The organism is Microbulbifer elongatus, from assembly GCF_020524885.1.
Taxonomy (GTDB): Bacteria; Pseudomonadota; Gammaproteobacteria; order Pseudomonadales; family Cellvibrionaceae; genus Microbulbifer; species Microbulbifer elongatus_A.
Map to the genome: position 1 here is coordinate 912,589 of NZ_JAIVKJ010000001.1, position 21,888 is coordinate 934,476.

The window sequence follows — 21,888 nt, forward strand, 5'->3', positions numbered from 1 at the left end:
GTGGGAAATCACCCGGGCACGGATGCTCGAATACAGCGAGGGGCGGGGTCGCGAAAGCCTCGGCGGTATGACACCTGCCGAGGCTTTAAAGTGCGCTGAATATTCTACTAACGAAAATTACTGCCAGTTGAGAATTACTTTGCCAGACTCACCCGAGCCCATGGTGTCAAAACCGGTCTGGAATTCGTCAACAGAGAACTGGTGGGTAATGATCGGCGAAAGGTCGAGGCCGGACTGGATCAGGCTGGCCATCTTGTACCAGGTCTCGAACATTTCCCGCCCGTAGATTCCCTTGAGAATCAGGCCTTTGAAAATCACCTGGCTCCAGTCGATGGCCATCTCGCCCGGGGGAATACCCAGCATGGCAATCTTGCCGCCGTGGTTCATGGCGGAAAGCATATCGCGGAAAGCGGCTGCTACACCGGACATTTCCAGGCCCACATCGAAGCCTTCGGTCATGCCGATTTCTTTCATCACATCTGGTAGCTTTTCTTTGCTGACATTGACGGTGCGCGTCGCGCCCATTTTCTTTGCCAGCTCCAGGCGGTAATCGTTGATGTCGGTGATGACAACATGACGCGCACCGACGTGGCGGGCCACCGCGGCGGCCATGATACCGATGGGGCCGGCGCCGGTGATCAGCACGTCTTCACCCACCAGGTCGAACGAGAGGGCGGTGTGCACGGCGTTGCCAAACGGGTCGAAAATCGACGCCAGCTCGTCGGAGATATTGTCGGGAATCTTGAACGCATTCAGTGCCGGGATTACCAGGTACTCCGCAAATGCGCCCTGGCGATCCACGCCCACACCGTAGGTGTTGCGGCACAGGTGGCGGCGGCCGGCGCGGCAGTTGCGGCAGTGACCGCAGGTGATGTGGCCTTCGCCACTCACTCTATCGCCCACTTTAAAGCCGGCGACTTCCTGGCCCATGCCAACCACTTCACCCACATATTCATGGCCCACTACCATGGGTACCGGGATAGTCTTCTGCGACCATTCGTCCCAGTTGTAGATGTGCATGTCGGTGCCGCAGATCGCGGTTTTGCGGATCTTGATCAGCAGGTCGTTGTGACCTGGCTCCGGTACCTCGACATCGGTCATCCAGATGCCGGGTTCAGATTTCAGCTTGGATAATGCTTTCATAACTACTGCTTAAATAATCTCGAGTTCTTTACCGACTTCAATAAATGCATCGATACAGCGGTCCAGCTGCTCACGGGTATGTGCGGCGGACATCTGGGTGCGAATGCGGGCCTGGCCTTTCGGTACTACCGGATAGAAGAAGCCAACAACGTAGATGCCTTTCTCGAGCATTTTGTCAGCCATTTTCTGGGCCAGAGCGGCGTCGCCAATCATCACCGGGATAATTGCGTGGTCGGCACCGGCGAGAGTAAAGCCGGCGTCGGTCATGCGCTGGCGGAAGTACTGGGAGTTTTCCTGCAGGCGATCGCGCAGTTCGCCGCCTTCCACCAGCATATCCAGCACCTTGAGAGAGGCGGTGACGATGGCCGGGGCAACGGAGTTGGAGAACAGGTAGGGACGCGAGCGCTGGCGCAGCAGGTCAATGATTTCCTTACGGCCTGAGGTGAAGCCGCCGGAGGCGCCACCGAGCGCTTTGCCGAGTGTGCCGGTGATGATGTCCACACGTTCCACCACGTCGCAGTACTCGTGGGTGCCGCGGCCGTGCTGGCCGAGGAAGCCTACTGCGTGGGAGTCGTCGACCATCACCAGTGCGTTGTATTTGTCCGCCAGGTCGCAAATGCCTCTGAGGTCGGCGATGACGCCGTCCATGGAGAAGACGCCGTCGGTAGCAATCAGTTTGGTTTTGGCGCCAGCGGCGTCGGCGGCTTTCAATTGCGCTTCGAGGTCGGCCAGGTCGTTGTTGGCGTAGCGGAAGCGTTTGGCTTTACACAGGCGCACACCGTCGATAATGGAGGCGTGATTGAGGGCGTCGGAAATAATGGCATCGTCCGGGCCCAGCAGTGTTTCGAACAGGCCGCCGTTGGCGTCGAAACAGGAGGTGTAAAGGATGGTGTCTTCGGTGCGCAGGAATTCAGACAGTTGGAATTCCAGAGCTTTGTGGATGTCCTGGGTGCCGCAGATGAAGCGTACGGAGGCCATGCCGAAACCGTACTGGTCGAGACCGTCTTTGGCGGCCTGGATCAGGTCGGGGTGGTTGGCGAGCCCGAGGTAGTTGTTGGCACAGAAGTTGAGAACCTGGTCTTCGTTGTTGACCTGGATCTCTGCGCTCTGTTGCGAGGTGATGATGCGCTCGCGCTTGTAGAGGCCATCGGCCTCGATCTGTTTCAGCTCGTCGCGCAGGTGCTGGAAAAATTGCTCGGGCTTGGACATGGCGTTTTTATTGGCTCCTGTCAGTGCTTTTGGCAGTAGAGAAATAGAGCAGGCATGAACAGCTTCATTGGCGGTGCCGGGTGCGCCCTTGTGAGACACGCCGTAGACCCATCCATGGGGGCTCGGCTGCGGCCGTCCTGGCCGCAGACGGTCTCACAAGGGCGCACCCGGCACCGACACCTGCGCATAAAGCTCAAAACGTTGGTTCTCCAACGTTGAAAATTCAGCCGTAAGTGTAGGTTGGGCACTGTCTTATAACGAGATTGCCCAGCCGACACGTTTAATTCGGTTATCCCACCAGTTCACAGGCCTTGTGGGCCGTGACCGGTGCGTCGCTGGCGCGGCAGTGGGTAGCAAAGGCCAGCGCGTCTTCCGTTGTGTCGAACAGTAGTTGCCACAGCAGTTGTCGATCGCTGCGTTTTACTGCCCGGACGGCCGTGCGGCTGCGCTGGGGTGCGATCTGAATTTCGATAACGTCGGTGCTGGATAGCTGTAATTCGGACATGTTCCCTCCAAAAATTCTGGAGGGCTGACGGCGGAAGAGGCGATTCGTCAGTTAAAAATCGCATCCCGGTAGGATTGCAACGCTGTAACCGATTTGGTTCAGCGAGAGCCCCATCCTCTTCACAGGCTGTAAACAGTTACATTCTGTGACGAGAAACCACCTTGCCCCGGTAGGCAGGTTGGCGTTGGCGTCAGCCACTCTCTTGATGTCGGGAGCAAAGATAGCGGTGGGGGAACGGGCAGTCAACAGCGCCGCCGCGGGCGGCGGCGCGTCAGAGTTTTATGTGGGAAGTTGCACGGATTTCAGTTCAATAAACTCGTCCAGGCCGGCGGCGCCAAATTCGCGGCCGTTGCCGGAACGCTTCACACCGCCGAACGGCGCGTCGTAATTGAATTCACCGCCGTTGACGAAACAGAGGCCGGCTTCGATACGGCGCACAACGGGCATGGCCGCTTCCGCGTCCTTGGCCCAGACGCCGCTGGAGAGGCCGTACTCGGTGTCGTTGGCGATGGCGATGGCTTCGTCCATGTCCTTGTAGGGGATCATGCAGGTCACCGGGCCGAAGATCTCTTCGCGGGCGATGGCCATGTCGTTGGTAACGTCGGCAAACACGGTCGGCTTGACATAGAAGCCTTTGGCAAAGCCTTCTGGGATCTCGCTGCCGCCGGCAACCAGACGCGCGCCTTCGGCTACGCCCTTGTCGATATAGCCGCGCACGATGTCGCGCTGGCGGGCGGAGGATAGAGGGCCCATAAAGTCGTTGCTGCCGGTGCCCATGGCCACTTCATCAGCAACTTTCCTGGCAATTTCGACCGCTTCCTCGTAGCGCTCGGCCGGAACCAGCATGCGGGTGAGCGCGGTACAGGTTTGTCCGCTGTTGATGAATACGTCTTCGCAGCCCCATCGCACGGCGGTTTCCAGATCGGCATCGGGGGTGATGATCAACGGCGATTTGCCACCCAGTTCCTGGCAGACTCGCTTGACCGTTGGAGCCGCTGACTTGGCAACTTCAATGCCGGCGCGGGTAGAGCCGGTGAAAGACACCATGTCGATATCCACGTGGCTGGACAGCGCGGCACCTACAATGGGGCCGGCACCGGGCAGCAGGTTGAATACCCCAGCCGGGAGGCCGGCGGCGTCGATGATTTCCGCCATCACGTAGTCCTGCAGCGGTGTGATCTCCGAGGGTTTCTGGATCATGGTGCAGCCGGCGGCGAGGGCCGGGGCCACTTTGCCAACAAATTGGTGCAGGGGGTAGTTCCACGGGGTGATAAAACCGCATACACCCACAGGTTCTTTCAGTACCACGGAGTGGCCAGCTTTTTCCGTTTCTTCCATTACTGCAGCGCGGTCAGCGTAGTAGCGCATGGCGTAGATGGGGCCATCCACATGTAACCACTCGGTGATATGGGGCGGGCAGCCCAGCGCCTGGGATACGGCATCAATCAGGTCCTGCTTGCGAGATTCCATGCCATCGGCGATGGCGTGCATCAGCGCCTGGCGCTTGGCGGCGCGGGTGTGCCGCCAGTCTTTGAATGCTGCTTTCGCCGCGGCAACCGCATCGTCCACATCTTCCATGGTCCCCTGTATCACTTCGCACAGGGTTTCTTCGGTGGCGGGGTTGATCACCGGGTGCAGGCTGCCACCCTTGGAGTCGCGCCATTCGCCATTGATATAGAGCTGCTTGGTCTTCAGTTGCGTTAAATCCATTGCGTCCATTTCCGGTAGTAATTCAGTAGTAATGCGTGGCTGGGCCGACATCGCTACATAAAGTGCGATTGATAGTGCTTCACTGGGGTATCGGCCGACAAAATAGCTTCTATTCCTGCCCCTCACGGAGCGGTAGTTTTACGGAGCAGTAATTTCGATCAGCGTCGGACCTTTACGTGCGAACGCCTCCGTAACGGCGGCATCGAGCTGCTCCGGCTTTTCGATACGGCAGCCTTCCGCGCCAAATGCACGGGCGAGGGCGACAAAGTCCGGTGCATGCAGATTCACACCCTCCTGTTCTACTGCGGCCGCATCCATAAAATCGCGAATCTCACCATAGCCACAGTTGTTCCAGACCAGGATAGGCAGAGCCAGTTTCTGTTCTACCGCCGCGGCCAGCTCACCGAGGGTGAACATGATGCCGCCGTCGCCGATCAAGCCGATTACCGGACGCGGGCTGGCCAGTGCCGCACCAATGGCGGCGGGCAGGGCAAAGCCGAGGGTGCCGTAGCCGGTGGTGCAGGTGATATGGCTGCGGGCCTGATGCAGCGGCAGGGCATGGTTGGTGTTGTAGGCCAGTTGGGTCGAGTCGGTAACCAGTATGCCGTCTGAGGGCAGGGCATCGCGCAGGGCCTGCACCCAGGGGAAGCGGTCTTCGGAACCGGGCCACCATTCACTGCGACAGGCATTGAGCAAGGACTCCACTTCTGCGGCGCTGTCCTGGCGACGGGCCTCGCCGGCATCGGGCACATTTGCAGCGAGAGCGGTCAGGGTCGCTTCCGCGTCAGCGCAGATGCCGAGGTCCGGTTGTGCGTTGCAAACGAGCTGTGCCGGATCGATATCCACGCGAATCAGTTTGCCCTTGAACTGATAGTTGTCGCGCACCAGATTGCGATCGGTTTCCGCCAGTTCGGTGGCGACGGCCAGCACGACATCGGCAGATTCCACGCGCTCGCGCACGCAGTCAAAACTCAGGTTGGCGCCCCCGCAAAGCGGGTGGTTTTCGTCCACAATACCTTTGGCGGCGAGGGATTCGAAAACCGGTGCCGCGAGTTTTTCCGCCAGTTCGGTCGCAGCGGTCTCACATTGCTGGGCGCCACCGCCGAGCAGAATCACCGGGTTGCTGGCTTCGCCCAGCCACTTTGACGCTGTTGCAATGGCATCGGTGCCTGCGCCCGGCAAGCTCGGGGCGGGGGCTGCGCGATAGTCACTCAATTTCCCGGGCATTTCAGCGGGGAACAGGTCGATGGGAATTTCAATATGTACCGGCCCGGGGCGGCCGCCACCCATCACCTGGAACGCGCGGGCCAGAGTTTCGGGCAGCTGTTCGGCGCTGGTCAGGGCGTGCTGCCAGCTACAGAAGCCGCGGCTCACGTCCTGCTGGCGGGGCAGCTCGTGCAGTCGCCCGCGTGCCATCCCCAGGTCTTCGCGTCGGTTTACCGCGCTGATCACCAGCATGGGAATCGAGTCGGAGTACGCCTGGGCCATGGCGGTCGCCGCGTTAGTGACGCCTGGTCCTGTGATCAGGAAGCAAACACCCGGTTTGCCGCTGGCGCGGGCGTAGCCATCGGCCATAAACGCGGCGCCCTGTTCGTGGCGTGGCGTGACATGAGTCAAGCCACTGCCAGGCAGGCCCCGGTAGAGTTCGATGGTGTGGACGCCCGGGATGCCAAAAACGGTATCCACGTCGTACTGGCGCAGCAGGTGCATCAGCACCTGGGCGCAGGAAGGGTTCTGATTTTCGTGTTTGTCTGCCGTCTGCATTGGCGGTACCCGGCTCCCTCGATGTGGGTTGTATTATCTGATTTGTGCCGGAGCCTAGCCGGGGTGAAACCAGCCTGCAAGCGTCCGCAGAGTCTGCGTTTCCGGTGGGAAATACGCTGGATAATTGAGTGTAGTCACAGGCTGTGACGGGGAAAATTGCGCAAGTTGGGATTTGGCATACTGGGAATTGGCATACCGGGGTTTGATATTAGGGCGTAAACTTGCCGACAGAATATTCGTGAATGAGCAGTAAGGACATGACAGCGATGGAAATTGATCAGTGGCGACGTGAATATCTACAGGGCGGACTGGAGCGAAGCGACCTTGCCGAAAATCCGATAAGCCAGTTCGAGTTGTGGCTTGAGGAAGTGGTGAAAGCGGATATTTCCGATCCAAGTGCGATGTGTCTGAGTACTGCGGATGCTGGCGGGCAACCGTCACAGCGCATTGTGCTGTTAAAAGGCTTTGATGCGCGCGGTTTTGTTTTTTACACCAATCTGAAAAGCCAGAAGGCCTGGGATATTACCGCCAACCCCAAGGTTTCATTGCTGTTTCCCTGGCATTTTCTCGAGCGTCAGGTAATTGTTCGCGGCGTGGCGGCGCCGGTGACTGATACTGAGGCCGATGCGTATTTCGGCAGCCGTCCGCGCGACAGCCAGATTGCCGCGTGGGCATCCCACCAGAGTGATGCCATTGTGTCGCGGCAGGTGCTGGAGGAGAACTTTGAGGCATTCCGGCAGAAATTTGATGGTCAGGACGTGCCGCGCCCGGACTTCTGGGGTGGTTATCGGGTGGAGCCGCACGCAGTGGAATTTTGGCAGGGGCGCGCATCGCGCCTGCACGACCGTTTCTTGTATCGCTCGCTCGATGATGGGGAGTGGCAGGTGGAGCGCCTGAGTCCCTAATCTTTTCTGCTAGCCGCTAAAAAGCGGTGCCCCAAATGGGTGCCGCTGGTCTATCCCCCTTCACCGATACTGCTATCTACTGGCGCGCGAACATTACCGATGAGGTTATGGCGCACCGATATATCCCGGCACACACTCGCTACTGTCACCAGGTCAGTATCAGACGTGGTATTTGGGTATAGGTAAGACGGATAGCTGATATTCGTCTTCCTGATTTGGTACGGTCGTTCTAGTGTTACCTATGGGATCAAATTCACTGACACTGCTACCCGGGTGGCGAATTGGAGAAATTTTGGAACGAATTCTGGTCGCTGTATAAGGGTGACGGTGGAGTCACTTTTTTCCGGTTATTCCCGCAGTAGTGTTTTAGGTAAATGGGGATAAATAGAATGAATTTCTCGACAAAATAAGCTTTTGTAACGGAAAAACCTCTTGTAGCATTTCCACTGCTGGCATCAGGATTGGCGTCAGCAGAAAACAGCGCGGTAGCTGATCGGGTCGCCAGTGGTGGCGGCAAGTGGTACCGGTCGCGTTAGTTCTGTTGCTGGAAAATACATAAAAATAACTCAATGCAATGGAGAGAAAACATGGGAAGCAAACCTGACGCTTTCAATGCACCATCACTCACCCTGAAAACTGCCAGCGGCAGAAACAGGAAACTGGCTCTGGCTTCGGCCTGCTCGTTCGCGGCAATGTCGCTGGCCTGTGGCGTAGGCAGCGCCCACGCGGCGGAGAACTCCATTAACACCCTGCTGGAAGAGGTAGAGGTTGTTGCGCGGAAACGCGGTGACGCTGAACGTCTGCAGGATGTGCCGGTTGCGGCCACAGCGTATTCCGGTGACCAGCTGGAAGCGCTACAGACACGCGACCTGGAAAGTCTCGCGTTCAAAATGCCAAATGTGCAGATGGATGATGCGGGCACCATCAAAAGTACCGCCAACTTTACCGTGCGTGGTCTAGGTGTGAACAGCTCGATTCCCTCCATTGACCCCACGGTGGGTGTCTTTGTCGACGGCATGTATATGGGTATCAATGCCGGTGTCATTCTGGACCTGTTCGATCTGGAGGGCATCGAAGTACTGCGGGGGCCCCAGGGCTTGCTGTTCGGTCGCAACGTGACCGGTGGTGCGGTGGTGGTGAAAACCGCGAAACCGACGGAAGAATTTATGAGTAAAGTGCGGTTTTCCACCACCGCACAGGAAGAAACCAACCTGGCAGCTACTGTTTCCGGCCAGATTAGCGAATCCGTCAACGGCCGTATGACTGCCTATTACAGCGATGACAAGGGCTGGTTTGAAAACAAGGCTAACGGCAATGATAACCTGGGGGCGTCCACTACCTGGTTTGTACGCCCGAGCTTTACTGTGGATATCGGGGAATCTGCTGATCTGATTGTGCGCCTGGAATCTGGCCACGTGGATGCGGATGGCCCCATCGGACAAAACCGCGGGGATTTTTCTCAGGCAATCGCCTCTTCCGTGGGGGTTACCGACTGGAATAATAGTGAAGGTTCCTTTGAGGTCGCGATTGATAACGAAGGTTGGGCAGAGACCGACTGGAGCCAGGCAATCGCAGAATACAATCAGGATGTCGCGTTCGGTAACGGTACTATCACCAATATTCTCGCCTGGCGGGATTACGAAACCGCAGGGGAGGGGGATATCGACTCCTTGCCGGTGCACCTGTTCCACTCCTACAGCCTGATTGATCAGGATCAGTTGAGCAATGAGCTGCGTTACTCCGGTCGCTTTGGCAATACTTCTGTGACGAGCGGCGTTTACTGGTTCTCTCAGGATCTGGAATATATCGAAGAGCGCAATCTGCTGGGCGGAGCGCTGGTTATGGCTGGTGGCGGCGTGCAGGATCATACTGCAAAGGGCGTCTTCACCCAGGCAGATATCGACCTCAATGAATCCTGGGTACTTACCCTGGGTGGTCGCTATTCCAGCGAAGAGAAGTCGGTGGATATTGCCTCGATTATTCCAGGGCTTAATGATTGTGATCGACAGGGCTGTGCTACCTATGACTTCAGTGATCGCGAGGAGTGGAGCGCGTTTACCCCGAAAGTGGGCATGCAGTGGGTGATGAGTGACACCGCACAGGCTTATGCCGTGTGGACCAAAGGGTTCCGCAGTGGCGGTTACAATATGCGTAATACCGCCTTCGGCGAATCACCGGGGCCAACCGATCAGGAAGAGCAGAACAGCTTTGAGATCGGTGCCAAAAGCCAGTGGCTTGATGGCCGCGTGAAAACCAACATGGCGGTATTCCACAACACCATCGACGATATGCAGCGGGAAGTGAACCTGCCCAGTGAAACGGCGGGTGTTGCTCAGTTGATCCGGAACACTGCCAACGCGACCATTCGTGGTGCTGAGTTCGAGCTGATGGCGGCTGCTACCGACAATCTGCTGCTTACCATGAACTTGGGTTATGTGGATGGTGAGTATGATGACATCTGGTTGGATCTCACCGGCGATGGCGTAGTGGACGGTGCTGATTACGCACTGGATATCCCTCGGCTTGCCCCCTGGACCTACGGTGTGGGCATGGTGCACGACCTGCAGTTGGGCAGCTGGGGCGCTCTGACTTCGCGTATCAACTACAACCACCGTGATGCGTCTGCCTACACGGACAACAACCTTGGTATGTTGAGCGAAGTGGAAATGGTGGACTTCAGTATTGGCTTCGCCCCGGATTCCGGCAATTACCGTCTTGCGCTGTTTGGCAAGAACATGCTGGATGAAGTCAGCGAAGGTAACGATACCCAGTTGCCGGGTATGCTTGGCCCCGTCACTCTGGGACCCAACTCAACCTTTACACCGATCAACCGTGGCCGCATCGTGGGTGTAGAGCTTAACTACGAAATCTGATAATCCTCACGTCTTCAAGCCTCATCAATTGCCCGGCCTTGTGCCGGGCTTTTTTTATTGCGGGAATCCGCTACAGTCACCGGACAGGAAAAGGAGCCAATCAATGCGATATATCGATTTGCCAGAATATGGCGGTGCGGAAAAGCTTGTTGTTGCCGAAGGTGAAGTGCCGAGCCCGGGAGCGGGCGAGGTATTGATCCGGGTGGCCGCCGCCGGCGTCAATAGACCCGATATCGTGCAGCGAGCAGGATTTTACCCGCCTCCCCCTGGGGCTTCACCGATCCTGGGCTTGGAAGTGGCGGGCGAGGTGGTTTCAGTGGGGGACGGCGTAGAGCGCTGTGCAGTAGGGGACAGGGTCTGTGCGCTGACCAATGGCGGCGGATATGCGGAGTACGTTGCTGCTCCCGAGGGACAGTGCCTGCCGGTGCCTGAAGGTCTCACAATGGTGGAGGCGGCAGCATTACCGGAAACGTTTTTTACCGTTTGGAGTAACCTCGTTCGTCGCGCACACCTGAAGAATGGAGAAGTTCTACTGGTACATGGCGGCTCCTCAGGTATTGGCACTGCGGCGATCCAGATCGCTAGATCCCTGGGGGCTCGCGTATTCGCGACGGCTGGCTCCGATGAAAAATGTCGTGCTTGCGAACAATTGGGCGCTGAGCGGGCGGTCAACTACCGCAGTGAAGATTTTGTCGATGTTATTCGAGAGGCCACCGATGGACACGGTGCCGATGTGATACTCGATATGGTGGGCGGTGACTATGTTGGCCGCAATATCGAGCTCGCTGCCCGCGATGGGCGTATCGTCAATATTGCTTTTCTTGCCGGTGCGAAGGTTCAGGTCAACATGCTGCCAGTGATGCTAAAGCGCCTGGTCCTGACCGGCTCTACCCTGCGGCCGGAACCAGCGGTGGTGAAAGCGGCCATAGCCAGTGACCTGGAAAAGCAGGTTTGGCCCTTGCTCGCGGAAGGCAAGGTTCGCCCTCTGATCGCTGCCACTTTTGCGCTGGAAGACGTGGCGGACGCACACCGGCTGATGGAGTCGAGTAGCCATATTGGCAAAATTGTCTTGACGCTCTGATTGCAGCCAGCAGTTTTTCTGCAGGCAATCCATCGAGCGAGACGAAGTCACCGGTGGCGACATTGGTATAGGCCTGATACAGGTTACTGATCTTGCGCACGTAGGCTACGGGCTCAGACCCGCGTACATAGCCATAGCGTGCTTTTTCAAAGTAGCGTGGTTCGGAGAGCTTGAGCATGGCCACCTCGACATTGTCGAACCACTTGCTGGGGTCGAGACCAAGTTCTTCGGCAAGGCGCTGCGCATCCAGCAAGTGACCGAGTCCTGCATTGTATGACGCAAGGGTAAACCAGAGCTGTTCGCTGACAGGGAGTGGGTCCTTAAAACGTTTGCGCACCCATTCCATATATTTGATACCTGCCTTCACGTTCTTTTCCGGGTCAAACAGTGGTGGCGGGTACCCCATGTCTTTACCAGTACGCGGCATGACCTGCATCAGACCCTGCGCACCCACAGGAGACACTGCCTTGGGGTTAAAGTTACTCTCCTGCCACATTTGCGCCACGATCAGGCGCCAGTCAAAGTTGTGTTCAAGTGCGGTCGTCTGAACAATCTTGTCGTAGGGTGAGAGGGCTTCGCCAGGGATTACCCGTGCGGATATTTTTTGCACCAGGTGTTTATCCGGCTCAAAGTACGCAGCAAGCAATTTATCGAACTCCTTGCTCCGGCTAAACTTCTTGAGGAATCGGTCGACCTCACGCAACAGTGCCTTGTGCCCCTGCTTGATCATCCACCCCTGTGGCAGCCCCTCATTGACCTCGAGACCGATTACCAGCTCCGGACGCAACGCCGCCTGTATATCGGCGATATAACCGTCTTCGATGGTTGCCTCAAACTCGCCTTCGGCCACTTTATTGAGTACCTCTTCATAGGACATTTCTGGGGGCGCGACCTGAATTTTTACGTCGACGCCATGCTCGCGCAATGTACGGGCGGTCTGAATAAATGAGGAGTATGCGCGCAGGGTAATCGTTCGCCCCTGCAAGTCGGAAAGCGTCTCGATCTTGGGGAGCTTGCGGTTGCTGATAATTTTCTCGGAAGTTTCGATAAAGGGCGTGCTGAATATGACCCCTCGATCAATACGCTCCTGGGTTATTGTGGTGGAGGCCCCAGCAATATCGGCACGGCCATCTACCACCCAATCCACCAGATCCTCCGCGTTGGGGACCACCACGATCTGCAGCTGAAGCTTGTGTTTATCGGCAAATGCCTTCGCCATGTTGTAATCGAAGCCACGCAATACACCTTTCCACAGGTAGTAACTGGTGGGGCCGTTATAGGTGGCAAAGCGCAGTACCCCCGATTTCTTGATCGCGTACCAGTGGGAGGTGCGCTCGGGAACTGCATTTACCAGAGTGCGGGTAAGAAAGTTATTAATGCGGTTTTTAAGGCGGACGGAATCCTTGCGGACCGCCCAGCCGATATTTTCTTTATTCCCGACATCGGAGCCCATTTTGAGGTCATTTCGGTACTGCAGGGTTTCCTCTGCAAGGTTTTTGTGCAAGATGGTAACCGCATTGTCGACTTCCGCTACCATGTCAAACAGTGTGTCTCGATCGCCGGTCAGGTAAACCTCGCGAACTGAAAGATTGGCGTCGGGATACTTGGCGACAATGTCGTGGGCCAGATCAGCATAGGTGCTGCCCGCGAGCACAATAAACTCTGTACCCGCAAGGTTTTCGAGGCTACTGATATCCGGCCCATTTTTACCGGATATTAGAACGTCGGAAGTCTGCAGGATGGGAACGCTGAACCCAACGATTTCCTCTCGCTCCGGCGTAATACTCATATTTTCGGCGACTACATCCACCTCCCCATCGCGTACCATTCTGAGAGCCTGTTCAGGGGTTTCTGCAATAAACCAGCGTGTCTGTAGCCCGATCCTCTTGGCAAAGTCCTCTGCCATTTGCTGGTGCGTCTGGTTTACGATGGCTTCTCGCGGCAATATCGGTTGGTTGTCGCCCGTCATACTGACGAAGCGGATGACGCCGCGTTTCCTAATGGCCTGCAGGTCCCCTTGTTCCACATAGTTTGGAATTTCTTTCTCGGCATTTGCCTTTACGTCGGCACCCTTCTCTTTTGCAGGCTCCTTTGTAGACTCCTGTGCTGAAGAGATAGGCGGCTTTGAAGACCCAGAATCTGGACTTTGGCGGTCGCACGCCGTGACAGACAAGACCAGGAGGGTCGTGCAGATAAGGGGGAGCAGCAGATCTTGTAGGCGCCGAGCCGAGAATCTAGTTAGATTAATGCCTTTCACCATTGCCAATGCCTAATGCTGTCGAAGAACCAATACTAATGTCGTGTTCAGGAATTAAGCTTCCAAAGCTTCCTGTCTTCACGGTCTTGGGAGTTCGCGGGGCTGTGGGGGCGCTTGGTGCGACTGGTGATGGGGTTTGTAGAGCACGTGCAGTGACATCCCCGCTGGTGAGATCCGTATAAGCCTGATAGAGCTTGCTGATGTTGCGCACATATTGGACCGGCTCGGCACCACGTGCATAACCGTAGCGCGCCTTGCTGAAATAGCGGGGCTCGGATAGTTTCAGCATGGCCTTTTCTACATTGTCGAACCATACATGCGGGTCGTATCCCAGTTCATTGGCTAGTCGCTGCGCGTCGTACAAATGGCCGATGCCCGCGTTATATGCCGCTAATGCGAACCACAGGCGGTTCTCCAGTGTGATATCGGAATCGAATCGATTTCGGATCCAGTCCAGGTATTTGACGCCCGCCTGGACGGCTCTTTCGGGCTCGAACAGAGGCGGTGGGTAGCCCATGTCTTTTGCGGTTCTCGGCATTACCTGCAGTAGCCCCTGGGCGCCCACGGGGGATTCGGCTTGAGGGTCAAAACTGCTCTCCTGCCACATCTGCGCGGTGATCAGGCGCCAGTCGACCTCATAGTCGAGCGCGACTTCTTTGACGAGGCTGTCATACGGGGACAGATCTTCTCCCGGCTTTAGCCGCGCCGCTAACTTCTTGTTAAATTGTCCGCTAGGCTTGAAATAGGCCTTCACCGTTTTTGCGTAGTCGTCGGTCTTTCTGTATTCGCGAATAAACTCACTGACCTTTTCGAGTAGCTTCCTGTTTTCCGTTTTTACCATCCACCCCTGTTCACGGGGATCGGTGACGATAACCCCGGGCACCAGAGTGTCGTGTAACGACGCCGCGATCTCAACGGCATTGGCATCGGCGATGGTGATTGCGACTTCTCCGCTGGCAACCATATTCGCCAGCTGCGCATAGCTCACTGTGGGGTCTGCGATTTTTAACTCCAGATCAATGCCGGCCTGCTGCAGTTTCTTCGCAGTATCGATAAATGATGAAAATGCCCGCACAGTAACGGTTTTTCCGTTGAGATCCTGAAGGTTTGCGATTTTTGCGTGTTTACTGTGGCTGAGAATCTGTTCCGGAATTTCAAGGTAGGGAGCGCTGAAAGCGATGCCCATTTTTTTACGCTCAGGAGTAATGGTTGTAGAAGCTCCGGCGATGTCGCCCTTGTTCTGTTCGAGCCATTCAACCAGGCTTTCGTCATAAGGTACGACGATCACCTCCAGCTCCAGATCGTGTTTCTTGGCGAATTTCATCGCCAGGTCGTAATCAAAACCCATCAGGGTTCCTTTCCACATGAAATAGCTGGTTGGACCGTTATAGGTGAGCAGTCTGAGTACGCGGGACTTTTTGATGTCAGCCCAGCTTGAACCCCGGTCTTCATGGGGTTTGACCAGTTTTTTGGTGAAAAAGTTATTGATACTAAGGCGAAGCTTTGATGCGTCCTTGCGCACTGCCCAGACGATGTCTTCTGCTTCGCTGACATAAGCACCGGGCGTGATGTCGTGGCGATACTGGAGAGCTCTTTGCAGCGTGTCGCTGTCAAAAATACTGATGGTATCTTTCTGTGCATTGAGCTTGTCGATCAGGATGTCGATATCGTCGGCTTCTTGTATCTCCCATTCCTTGATGGTCAGATTCGGTACTTTCTCCTGCAATGCCTTGGCCGTGTCTGCAAAAGTGCTGCCCGCGAGTACCGATAAAGTCTGCCCCTTAAGGTCTTCGATATTTTCGATTTTCGGGCCGTGCTCACCGGTGACGAGCTGCTGTCGACTTCGGGCAATGTGTTCGGACAGGCCAAATTGCTGCTGGCGAGTCTCGGTGCTTGTGAGGTTGCCGGCGAGGACATCGGCTTTTCCTTCTTTTAGCAACTGCAGTGCTTTGGCGGGGGTGCCTACCTGGGTCCAGTGAGCTTCAAGCCCCAAGTTGTTGGCGAGTTCGAGGGCGAGTCCATAGTGCCTCAGGGTAACGATGGATTTGCGCGGCAGCATTTCGTCTTCAATCGCCGTTAACCCGACGAAGCGGATCATGCCGCGCTTCTTGATTGCTTCGAGATCGCCGGTTTCGATGTAGTTGATGGGGTGGGTTTTGGCTTGGCGCTTCGACTCACCAGCAGGGTGCACAGTGCCCGCTTGGCGCAATGACGTGCCCGTGTCCTGGCCACAGCCGATGAGCACTAGCGCCGCGGTGAGCAGGAGTGTGCAGAGCGACTTTGCAATAGACGCAATGCCGCCGCTAACGTGATATGCAATGCGATAGCAGGATTTGGCGCCATTGCGCTGGTCGCAAGAGGCCGCAGGGCACCATAGGTTCATGGGTTTCTCCGCAAGTCGAAGATTGCCCGGATTCTAGTGTGACTGTGCCCCCATTGGTCGTATCGCGTTATTCCATTCAGTTAACAGTCAGTCGACAGTGGCAGTGACTTCTCCCTGCGCAAGCTTGGCGTGAATGCGCTGCCCGGAGCGCACCTGGCTGGCATCGCGGATGACCCGCTGCTGGTCGTCACGCACGATAGCGTACCCACGTTCGAGCACGCCAAGTGGACTCACACTGTGCAGTAGCTGGCCGGTATGGGCTACCAGTTCCCGCTTGTGCTGGAGTTGCCGTTTGACCGCCCTGTGCAGGCGGTCTGCGACCAGCTGCAGCGTATCCTGGCTACGCTTGAGTCGCTGCTGAGGGTGCACCTGAGAGAAGGCCCGCTCACTCTGCTGCAGCCGTTGGCGAGCCTGAGCAACCTGCTGACGGATGGTCGAGCGCAGCTGTATCTCCAGGTGGTCGAGGCGCTGTGCGCGGTTTTGCAACTGTTCCCGCGGGTGGCGGATGCGATTTCCTACCAGCTGGACCTGTTGCTGCATATGTCGCAATTGCTGCTGCATCGCACGCTGTAAGCGCGCGTGTTGGCTCTGGAACTGCTCCACCAGCTCAGCAGCATTGGCGCTGGCAATCTCTGCCGCCGCCGATGGTGTGGGTGCGCGCACGTCCGCGACCATGTCGGTAATGGTCGTGTCGGTTTCGTGGCCGACAGCGGAAATGGTGGGAATAGGGCAGGCCGCCAACGCACGGGCGACAATTTCCTCATTAAAGGACCAAAGGTCTTCCAGAGAGCCGCCGCCGCGGCCAACAATCAACAGGTCGTGGCGCTGCAGCCGCCCAGCCCAGGCGATAGCCTGGGCAATTTGCTGGGCAGAGCCCTGGCCCTGGACGGCCACGGGGATCAGCTCGATCTTCGCCGCCGGGTAGCGGCGCCCGAGCACCTGGATCATATCGCGCACCGCAGCGCCGGTAGGAGAGGTGATGATTCCGATGGTGCCGGGCAGGTAGGGAAGGGGCTTCTTGCGTGCCAGATCGAACAGCCCTTCGGCCTGCAGTTTTGCCTTGAGCATTTCCAGCTGACGCATCAGGGCGCCAAAGCCGGCTTCCTCGAGATGCTCAATGATCAACTGGAATTCGCCCCGGCCCTCGTACAGGCTGACCCGGGCACGCGCGAGTACCTCGCGGCCATTGCCCGGTTGAAAGCGCACGCTGCGGTTGCGCCCGCGGAACATCGCGCAACGCACCTGGGCTCGTGCATCCTTGAGAGTGAAATACCAATGCCCGGAGCTGGGCGCGGCGAAGTTGGATATCTCGCCGCCCACCCAGAGTAGGGGCACATTTCCCTCCAGAAGCTGCTTCACTTCCCGGTTGAGCTCGCTCACGGTCATGACCGGGCGTCCGTCAGTAGGGAGTGGATTGGGCGCGCCGGGAGGAGTGTTTAGCATTTTGGTCTCGACTGGGCTGGGTTGGGCGGCCAATATTGCAAGGATGGCCGCCGAGGTAAAGAGATTTGCCATTCCTGCACAAATAGTCTTTTGTTTCAGGCGGTGATGCGGCTATAATCGCGCCGATACCCAATCCCGCTCCCTAGAGGTTTGAGTGTCCATGTCTGAATCTCTGCGTATTGCACGCGAAGCCCTCACTTTTGATGACGTCCTCCTTGTGCCCGGTTATTCCGAGGTCACTGCCAAAGACGTGTCCCTGAAGACAAAACTGTCTCGTAACATCACCCTGAATATTCCGCTGGTGTCCGCTGCCATGGATACCGTGACCGAGTCGCGCCTGGCCATTGCCCTGGCCCAGGAAGGCGGTATCGGTATCATTCACAAGAGCATGTCCATTGAGGAACAGGCTCTGGCGGTACGCGCGGTGAAGAAATTTGAAGCCGGTGTGGTAAAGGATCCGATCACTATCGAATCCGACGCCACCGTACGCGAACTGATTGCCCTCACTACCCACCATAATATTTCCGGTGTGCCGGTTATGGAGAAGGGTGACCTGGTGGGTATCGTTACCAGCCGCGACGTCCGTTTCCAGACTAACCTGGATATTCCGGTGGCGCAGATCATGACCTCGAAAGAGCGTCTGGTGACCTGTAAAGAAGGTGCCGCTCCGGAGATGGTGCGCGAGCTGCTGCACAAACACCGCATTGAGAAAGTGCTGGTGGTCAACGACAAGCTCGAGCTGAAAGGCCTGATCACCGTCAAGGATTACAACAAAGCCGAACAGTACCCAAATTCCTGTAAAGATAGCGACGGCCGTCTGCGTGTCGGCGCCTCGGTGGGTACCAGCCCGGATACTGACGACCGTGTAGCGGCGCTGGTCGAGGCAGGTGTTGACGTACTGGTAGTCGATACTGCCCACGGCCACAGCAAGAACGTGATCGACCGCGTGCGTCGCATCAAGGAAATGCATCCGCAAGTGGACGTGATCGGCGGCAACATTGCCACCGGCGAAGCCGCCACTGCACTGGTGGAAGCTGGCGCAGACGCGGTAAAAGTCGGCATTGGCCCGGGGTCCATCTGTACCACCCGCATCGTTACCGGTATTGGCGTGCCCCAGATTTCCGCCATCGCGGAAGTGGCAAAGGCACTGGAAGGTACCGGTGTTCCGTTGATTGCGGATGGCGGCATCCGTTTCTCCGGCGATATTTCCAAAGCCATCGTAGCCGGTGCCTACTCGGTGATGATGGGTTCTATGCTTGCGGGTACCGAAGAAGCCCCGGGCGAAGTCGAGCTGTACCAGGGCCGTACCTATAAGTCCTATCGCGGAATGGGTTCTCTCGGTGCCATGTCGCGCACTCAGGGTTCCTCCGACCGCTATTTCCAGGACGCGAGTAAAGGCGCTGAGAAGCTGGTGCCAGAAGGTATTGAAGGTCGCGTACCTTACAAGGGGCCGATTTCCGTCATCGTGCATCAGATGATGGGTGGCCTGCGCTCTGCGATGGGTTATACCGGCAGTGTCGATATGGACACCATGCGCAGCCGTCCGCAGTTTGTACGGGTAACCGCCGCCGGTATGGGCGAATCCCACGTGCACGACGTACAGATTACCAAGGAAGCGCCGAACTACCCCGTGGGTGGTCGTTAATTCCTGCAATTGCAGTCGTGTCCCGTAAAAAACAGAAGTGCACTTTAAAGTGAACCGCAAACGGACCTCTCAGGGTCCGTTTGCCGTTTATAAAACCGTTACGAGTAAGCCATGAGCCAAGATATCCACTCCAGCCGAATCCTGATCCTCGACTTCGGTTCCCAGTACACCCAGCTGATCGCCCGTCGCGTGCGCGAATTGGGTGTGTTCTCCGAAATCCGCGCGTTTGATATGAGCGATGAAGAGATCCGCGAGTACAACCCCCAGGGCATCATTCTGGCCGGTGGCCCGGAATCTGTTCCGGAAGCCGGTTCCCCGCGAGCGCCGCAAGCGGTGTTCGAACTGGGGGTACCGGTACTGGGTATCTGCTACGGCATGCAGACTATGGCTCACCAGCTGGGTGGTGCGGTAGAGGGCAGTGACGTGCGCGAATTCGGTTACGCGCAGGTAAAAGTGGAGGGTAACTCCGCGCTGCTGCACGATATCAAGGACCACCTGGACGACGCCGGTAATTCTCTGCTGGACGTGTGGATGAGTCACGGCGACAAGGTAGTGCAGATGCCGGAAGGCTTCGAACTGATGGCCTCCACGCCGTCCTGCCCTATTGCCGGTATGTACAATGCCGACAAGAATTTCTTTGGTGTGCAGTTCCACCCGGAAGTGACCCACACCCTGCAGGGTACTCGTATCTACGAACACTTCGTGATCGAGTTGTGCGGATGTGAAAAGCTGTGGACGCCGGCGAATATTATCGAAGACTCTATCGCCAAGGTGCGCGAGCAGGTCGGCAGCCAAAAAGTACTGCTGGGCTTGTCCGGCGGTGTCGACAGCTCCGTGGTGGCGGCGCTGCTGCACAAGGCGATCGGCGACCAGCTGACCTGTGTATTTGTGGACAACGGCCTGCTGCGCAAGAACGAAGGCGACCAGGTGATGCAGATGTTCGCCGACAACATGGGCGTTCGCGTGATTCGCTCTGACGCGGAAGAGGAATTCCTTTCCCGCCTCGCCGGTGTGGATGAGCCGGAAGCCAAGCGCAAAATTATCGGCAATACCTTTATCGAAATTTTCGACAAGGAAGCCACCAAGCTCAAGGATGTTAAGTTCCTTGCCCAGGGCACCATCTATCCGGACGTCATCGAATCCGCTGCCGCCAAAACCGGCAAGGCCCACGTGATCAAGTCCCACCACAACGTGGGTGGCCTGCCGGAAGACATGGCGTTTGAACTGGTTGAGCCTCTGCGGGAACTGTTCAAGGATGAAGTGCGCAAGATCGGTCTGGAGCTGGGCTTGCCTTACGACATGGTCTACCGCCACCCGTTCCCTGGCCCGGGCCTCGGCGTGCGTATTCTCGGCGAGGTGAAAAAAGAGTACGCCGATATCCTGCGCGAAGCGGACGCCATCTTTATCGAGGAACTGCACAACGCCGACTGGTACCACAAAACCAGCCAGGCATTCGTGGTGTTCTTGCCGGTTAAATCCGTAGGCGTAGTGGGCGACGGTCGTCGTTATGAATATGTAGTGGCACTACGTGCAGTAGAAACTGTGGATTTCATGACCGCGCGCTGGGCGCACCTGCCTTACGAACTGATTGAAAAAGTCTCCAATCGCATCATCAACGAGATCGAGAATATCTCCCGGGTGGCTTACGACGTATCCAGCAAGCCGCCGGCTACGATTGAGTGGGAGTAATCAGTGCCAGCGGACAACGGCCAGGATTTTTTTGAGAATTTAAGATATCTCGCTAAGTGATAGGTGGAGAAAAATAGTATTTGTACGGAGGTTGAAGATTCCTCATGTCGCGACCAGGATGGAGTGGCAGGATGCGGGTGCTGGTCGCCATCAGCCCCTGCGTCTCGAACAAGCCTTTCTCTTTCAGATCATCAAAGGGGGTTACTCGGCGCTCCCAGGGCTCAAGGAAAAGTAGGGAGAGGGATCAAATCACGTGCAGGTGGTATTTAAATTAATACTCAAATATGGCCGGCTGGAAGTTAACTTTCTTTGCGGGCTTTGCGAGAACTGAAGCGATGGTTGCTCGTTTGTGTTTAGTGACAAACGTTGCGACTTCTGTCCGGCCCGGCGGTGTTCTCGTATGTTCTGTAACTGATGCAAACGGCCTTTGAACGTTTCTCCAGCGAGAGGCCCGATCCCCCCCCTTTCTATAAGCCCGCGCCATTTGAATTGTTTATCCTTGCACGCATTCCAGAGTAAGGTGCTGAAGTCGGTCAGCGCATATCCCGTTATCTTGTGTATTCAGAAACTGCGTGACATTGAGCTGCGTGTAGAGGCTTATTTAGGGGGCTTTGAGCAATCTTATTTTTTAGGCTTTACTAAGCTTGGAAAAAAATTTGCTTGCTTTCACGATTAACGCGCTGTTTTTTTAGCCTTACCATCTGCATCTGCATCTGCATCTGCTACAAGCGTAAAGACTCTGGTGTCAGTGAGGCAAGAACTGTTTTTGCCATCTCTATAATGTTGGTGTCGGCACTGATTTCTATGTCTTTTGAGCGGGCCGCAAATTCAAACGACCACTTGATACAGGTATTCTCCGATACGCTACGCGAAGCGGATGCAGTCATTATCGATAAGCTGTGCAACGCGACTATCATTTTTCGAGTACCTCCCAATAAAATTCGAAGGCGTAGTAGTTGACGGTTACCGTTACGAATAAGTTTTGACGCTGCCTGCAGATAAGGCTGCGGATTTTGTGAAGACACGCTGGGAGCGCCGGGCTAACCGTTTAATCGAAAATTTATCGGCCAAATCACCAGTCATGTGACACATGCCTCCCGGCTCAGTGACGAGGTATGCAGCTATCTGTTGGCGTCGGCCAATTGGGAGGAGCCTTCCTTTGTCGCCCCAGTTACATTTTGGCGGATAATTCTTCATTTGTGCACTTTACGGTATCCCATTTGCTGGAGTATTGAACTCTTTTCCCGCAGTGGATGAAATTATATTCAAAGCTCTCCTGTC

General features: G+C 56.5%; 12 protein-coding genes, 1 pseudogene and 1 riboswitch. Of the genes and pseudogenes, 5 read left to right on the plus strand and 8 right to left on the minus strand.

The features are described from left to right. Positions 1 to 117 precede the first annotated feature (117 nt). The 5 genes from tdh to LC059_RS03885 all read right to left on the minus strand — a co-directional run bounded on the left by tdh (position 118) and on the right by LC059_RS03885 (position 6,331). Positions 118 to 1,143: an L-threonine 3-dehydrogenase gene (gene tdh / locus LC059_RS03865; RefSeq protein ID WP_226702503.1), complete on the minus strand. Its 1,026-nt coding sequence runs from the start codon at positions 1,141 to 1,143 to the stop codon at positions 118 to 120. 9 nt (positions 1,144 to 1,152) lie between these two features. Beyond that, on the minus strand, positions 1,153 to 2,352 hold the full coding sequence (locus LC059_RS03870; protein ID WP_226703179.1) for a glycine C-acetyltransferase: 1,200 nt from the start codon (positions 2,350 to 2,352) through the stop codon (positions 1,153 to 1,155). A 289-nt stretch (positions 2,353 to 2,641) separates the two neighbouring features. Further along, entirely contained in the window at positions 2,642 to 2,857 is a 216-nt protein-coding gene (locus LC059_RS03875; protein WP_226702504.1) for a hypothetical protein, read from the minus strand. Positions 2,858 to 2,962: 105 nt separating this feature from the next. Beyond that, a riboswitch (SAM-I-IV-variant riboswitch) is annotated at positions 2,963 to 3,071 on the minus strand. A gap of 65 nt (positions 3,072 to 3,136) precedes the next feature. Beyond that, on the minus strand, positions 3,137 to 4,567 hold the full coding sequence (locus tag LC059_RS03880) for an aldehyde dehydrogenase family protein (RefSeq protein ID WP_226702505.1): 1,431 nt from the start codon (positions 4,565 to 4,567) through the stop codon (positions 3,137 to 3,139). A 138-nt stretch (positions 4,568 to 4,705) separates the two neighbouring features. After that, on the minus strand, positions 4,706 to 6,331 hold the full coding sequence (locus tag LC059_RS03885; protein ID WP_226702506.1) for a 5-guanidino-2-oxopentanoate decarboxylase: 1,626 nt from the start codon (positions 6,329 to 6,331) through the stop codon (positions 4,706 to 4,708). 266 nt (positions 6,332 to 6,597) lie between these two features. Here LC059_RS03885 and pdxH point away from each other — a divergent pair, with 266 nt between their 5' ends. From pdxH to LC059_RS03900, 3 genes are all read left to right on the plus strand, one after another. After that, positions 6,598 to 7,236 carry a pyridoxamine 5'-phosphate oxidase gene (gene pdxH / locus LC059_RS03890; protein ID WP_226703180.1) on the plus strand — a complete coding sequence of 213 codons (639 nt, stop codon included), beginning with the start codon at positions 6,598 to 6,600 and terminating at the stop codon, positions 7,234 to 7,236. A 587-nt stretch (positions 7,237 to 7,823) separates the two neighbouring features. After that, positions 7,824 to 10,109 carry a TonB-dependent receptor gene (locus LC059_RS03895; protein ID WP_226702507.1) on the plus strand — a complete coding sequence of 762 codons (2,286 nt, stop codon included), beginning with the start codon at positions 7,824 to 7,826 and terminating at the stop codon, positions 10,107 to 10,109. A gap of 103 nt (positions 10,110 to 10,212) precedes the next feature. Beyond that, positions 10,213 to 11,190 (plus strand): NAD(P)H-quinone oxidoreductase, encoded by a 978-nt coding sequence (locus LC059_RS03900; protein ID WP_226702508.1) that lies wholly within the window; start codon positions 10,213 to 10,215, stop codon positions 11,188 to 11,190. A 238-nt stretch (positions 11,191 to 11,428) separates the two neighbouring features. Here LC059_RS03900 and LC059_RS03905 read toward each other — a convergent pair. The 3 genes and pseudogenes from LC059_RS03905 to xseA form a co-directional block, all read right to left on the minus strand. Then, positions 11,429 to 13,450 (minus strand): annotated as a pseudogene (locus tag LC059_RS03905) (transporter substrate-binding domain-containing protein); the annotation flags it as partial. Beyond that, positions 13,434 to 15,830, minus strand: a complete 2,397-nt coding sequence (locus tag LC059_RS03910; protein ID WP_226702509.1) for a transporter substrate-binding domain-containing protein — start codon at positions 15,828 to 15,830, stop codon at positions 13,434 to 13,436. The gene LC059_RS03910 and the pseudogene LC059_RS03905, both read right to left, overlap by 17 nt. A gap of 87 nt (positions 15,831 to 15,917) precedes the next feature. After that, positions 15,918 to 17,273, minus strand: coding sequence for an exodeoxyribonuclease VII large subunit (gene xseA / locus LC059_RS03915; protein WP_226702510.1), 1,356 nt, complete (start codon positions 17,271 to 17,273; stop codon positions 15,918 to 15,920). A 160-nt stretch (positions 17,274 to 17,433) separates the two neighbouring features. On the opposite strand from xseA, the gene guaB reads away from it, so the two are divergent. Both guaB and guaA read left to right on the plus strand, forming a co-directional pair. Beyond that, positions 17,434 to 18,918 carry an IMP dehydrogenase gene (gene guaB / locus LC059_RS03920; protein WP_226702511.1) on the plus strand — a complete coding sequence of 495 codons (1,485 nt, stop codon included), beginning with the start codon at positions 17,434 to 17,436 and terminating at the stop codon, positions 18,916 to 18,918. Between the two features lie 111 nt (positions 18,919 to 19,029). Continuing rightward, positions 19,030 to 20,607: a glutamine-hydrolyzing GMP synthase gene (gene guaA, locus LC059_RS03925; protein ID WP_226702512.1), complete on the plus strand. Its 1,578-nt coding sequence runs from the start codon at positions 19,030 to 19,032 to the stop codon at positions 20,605 to 20,607. Positions 20,608 to 21,888: the final 1,281 nt, after the last annotated feature.

Excerpts from the sequence above, each read along its gene's own strand:
- tdh (WP_226702503.1), bottom strand. The coding sequence starts at position 1,143 with ATGAAAGCATTATCCAAGCTGAAATCTGAACCCGGCATCTGGATGACC.
- LC059_RS03870 (WP_226703179.1), bottom strand. The coding sequence starts at position 2,352 with ATGTCCAAGCCCGAGCAATTTTTCCAGCACCTGCGCGACGAGCTGAAA.
- LC059_RS03875 (WP_226702504.1), bottom strand. The coding sequence starts at position 2,857 with ATGTCCGAATTACAGCTATCCAGCACCGACGTTATCGAAATTCAGATC.
- LC059_RS03880 (WP_226702505.1), bottom strand. The coding sequence starts at position 4,567 with ATGGATTTAACGCAACTGAAGACCAAGCAGCTCTATATCAATGGCGAA.
- LC059_RS03885 (WP_226702506.1), bottom strand. The coding sequence starts at position 6,331 with ATGCAGACGGCAGACAAACACGAAAATCAGAACCCTTCCTGCGCCCAG.
- pdxH (WP_226703180.1), top strand. The coding sequence starts at position 6,598 with ATGGAAATTGATCAGTGGCGACGTGAATATCTACAGGGCGGACTGGAG.
- LC059_RS03895 (WP_226702507.1), top strand. The coding sequence starts at position 7,824 with ATGGGAAGCAAACCTGACGCTTTCAATGCACCATCACTCACCCTGAAA.
- LC059_RS03900 (WP_226702508.1), top strand. The coding sequence starts at position 10,213 with ATGCGATATATCGATTTGCCAGAATATGGCGGTGCGGAAAAGCTTGTT.
- LC059_RS03910 (WP_226702509.1), bottom strand. The coding sequence starts at position 15,830 with ATGAACCTATGGTGCCCTGCGGCCTCTTGCGACCAGCGCAATGGCGCC.
- xseA (WP_226702510.1), bottom strand. The coding sequence starts at position 17,273 with ATGCTAAACACTCCTCCCGGCGCGCCCAATCCACTCCCTACTGACGGA.
- guaB (WP_226702511.1), top strand. The coding sequence starts at position 17,434 with ATGTCTGAATCTCTGCGTATTGCACGCGAAGCCCTCACTTTTGATGAC.
- guaA (WP_226702512.1), top strand. The coding sequence starts at position 19,030 with ATGAGCCAAGATATCCACTCCAGCCGAATCCTGATCCTCGACTTCGGT.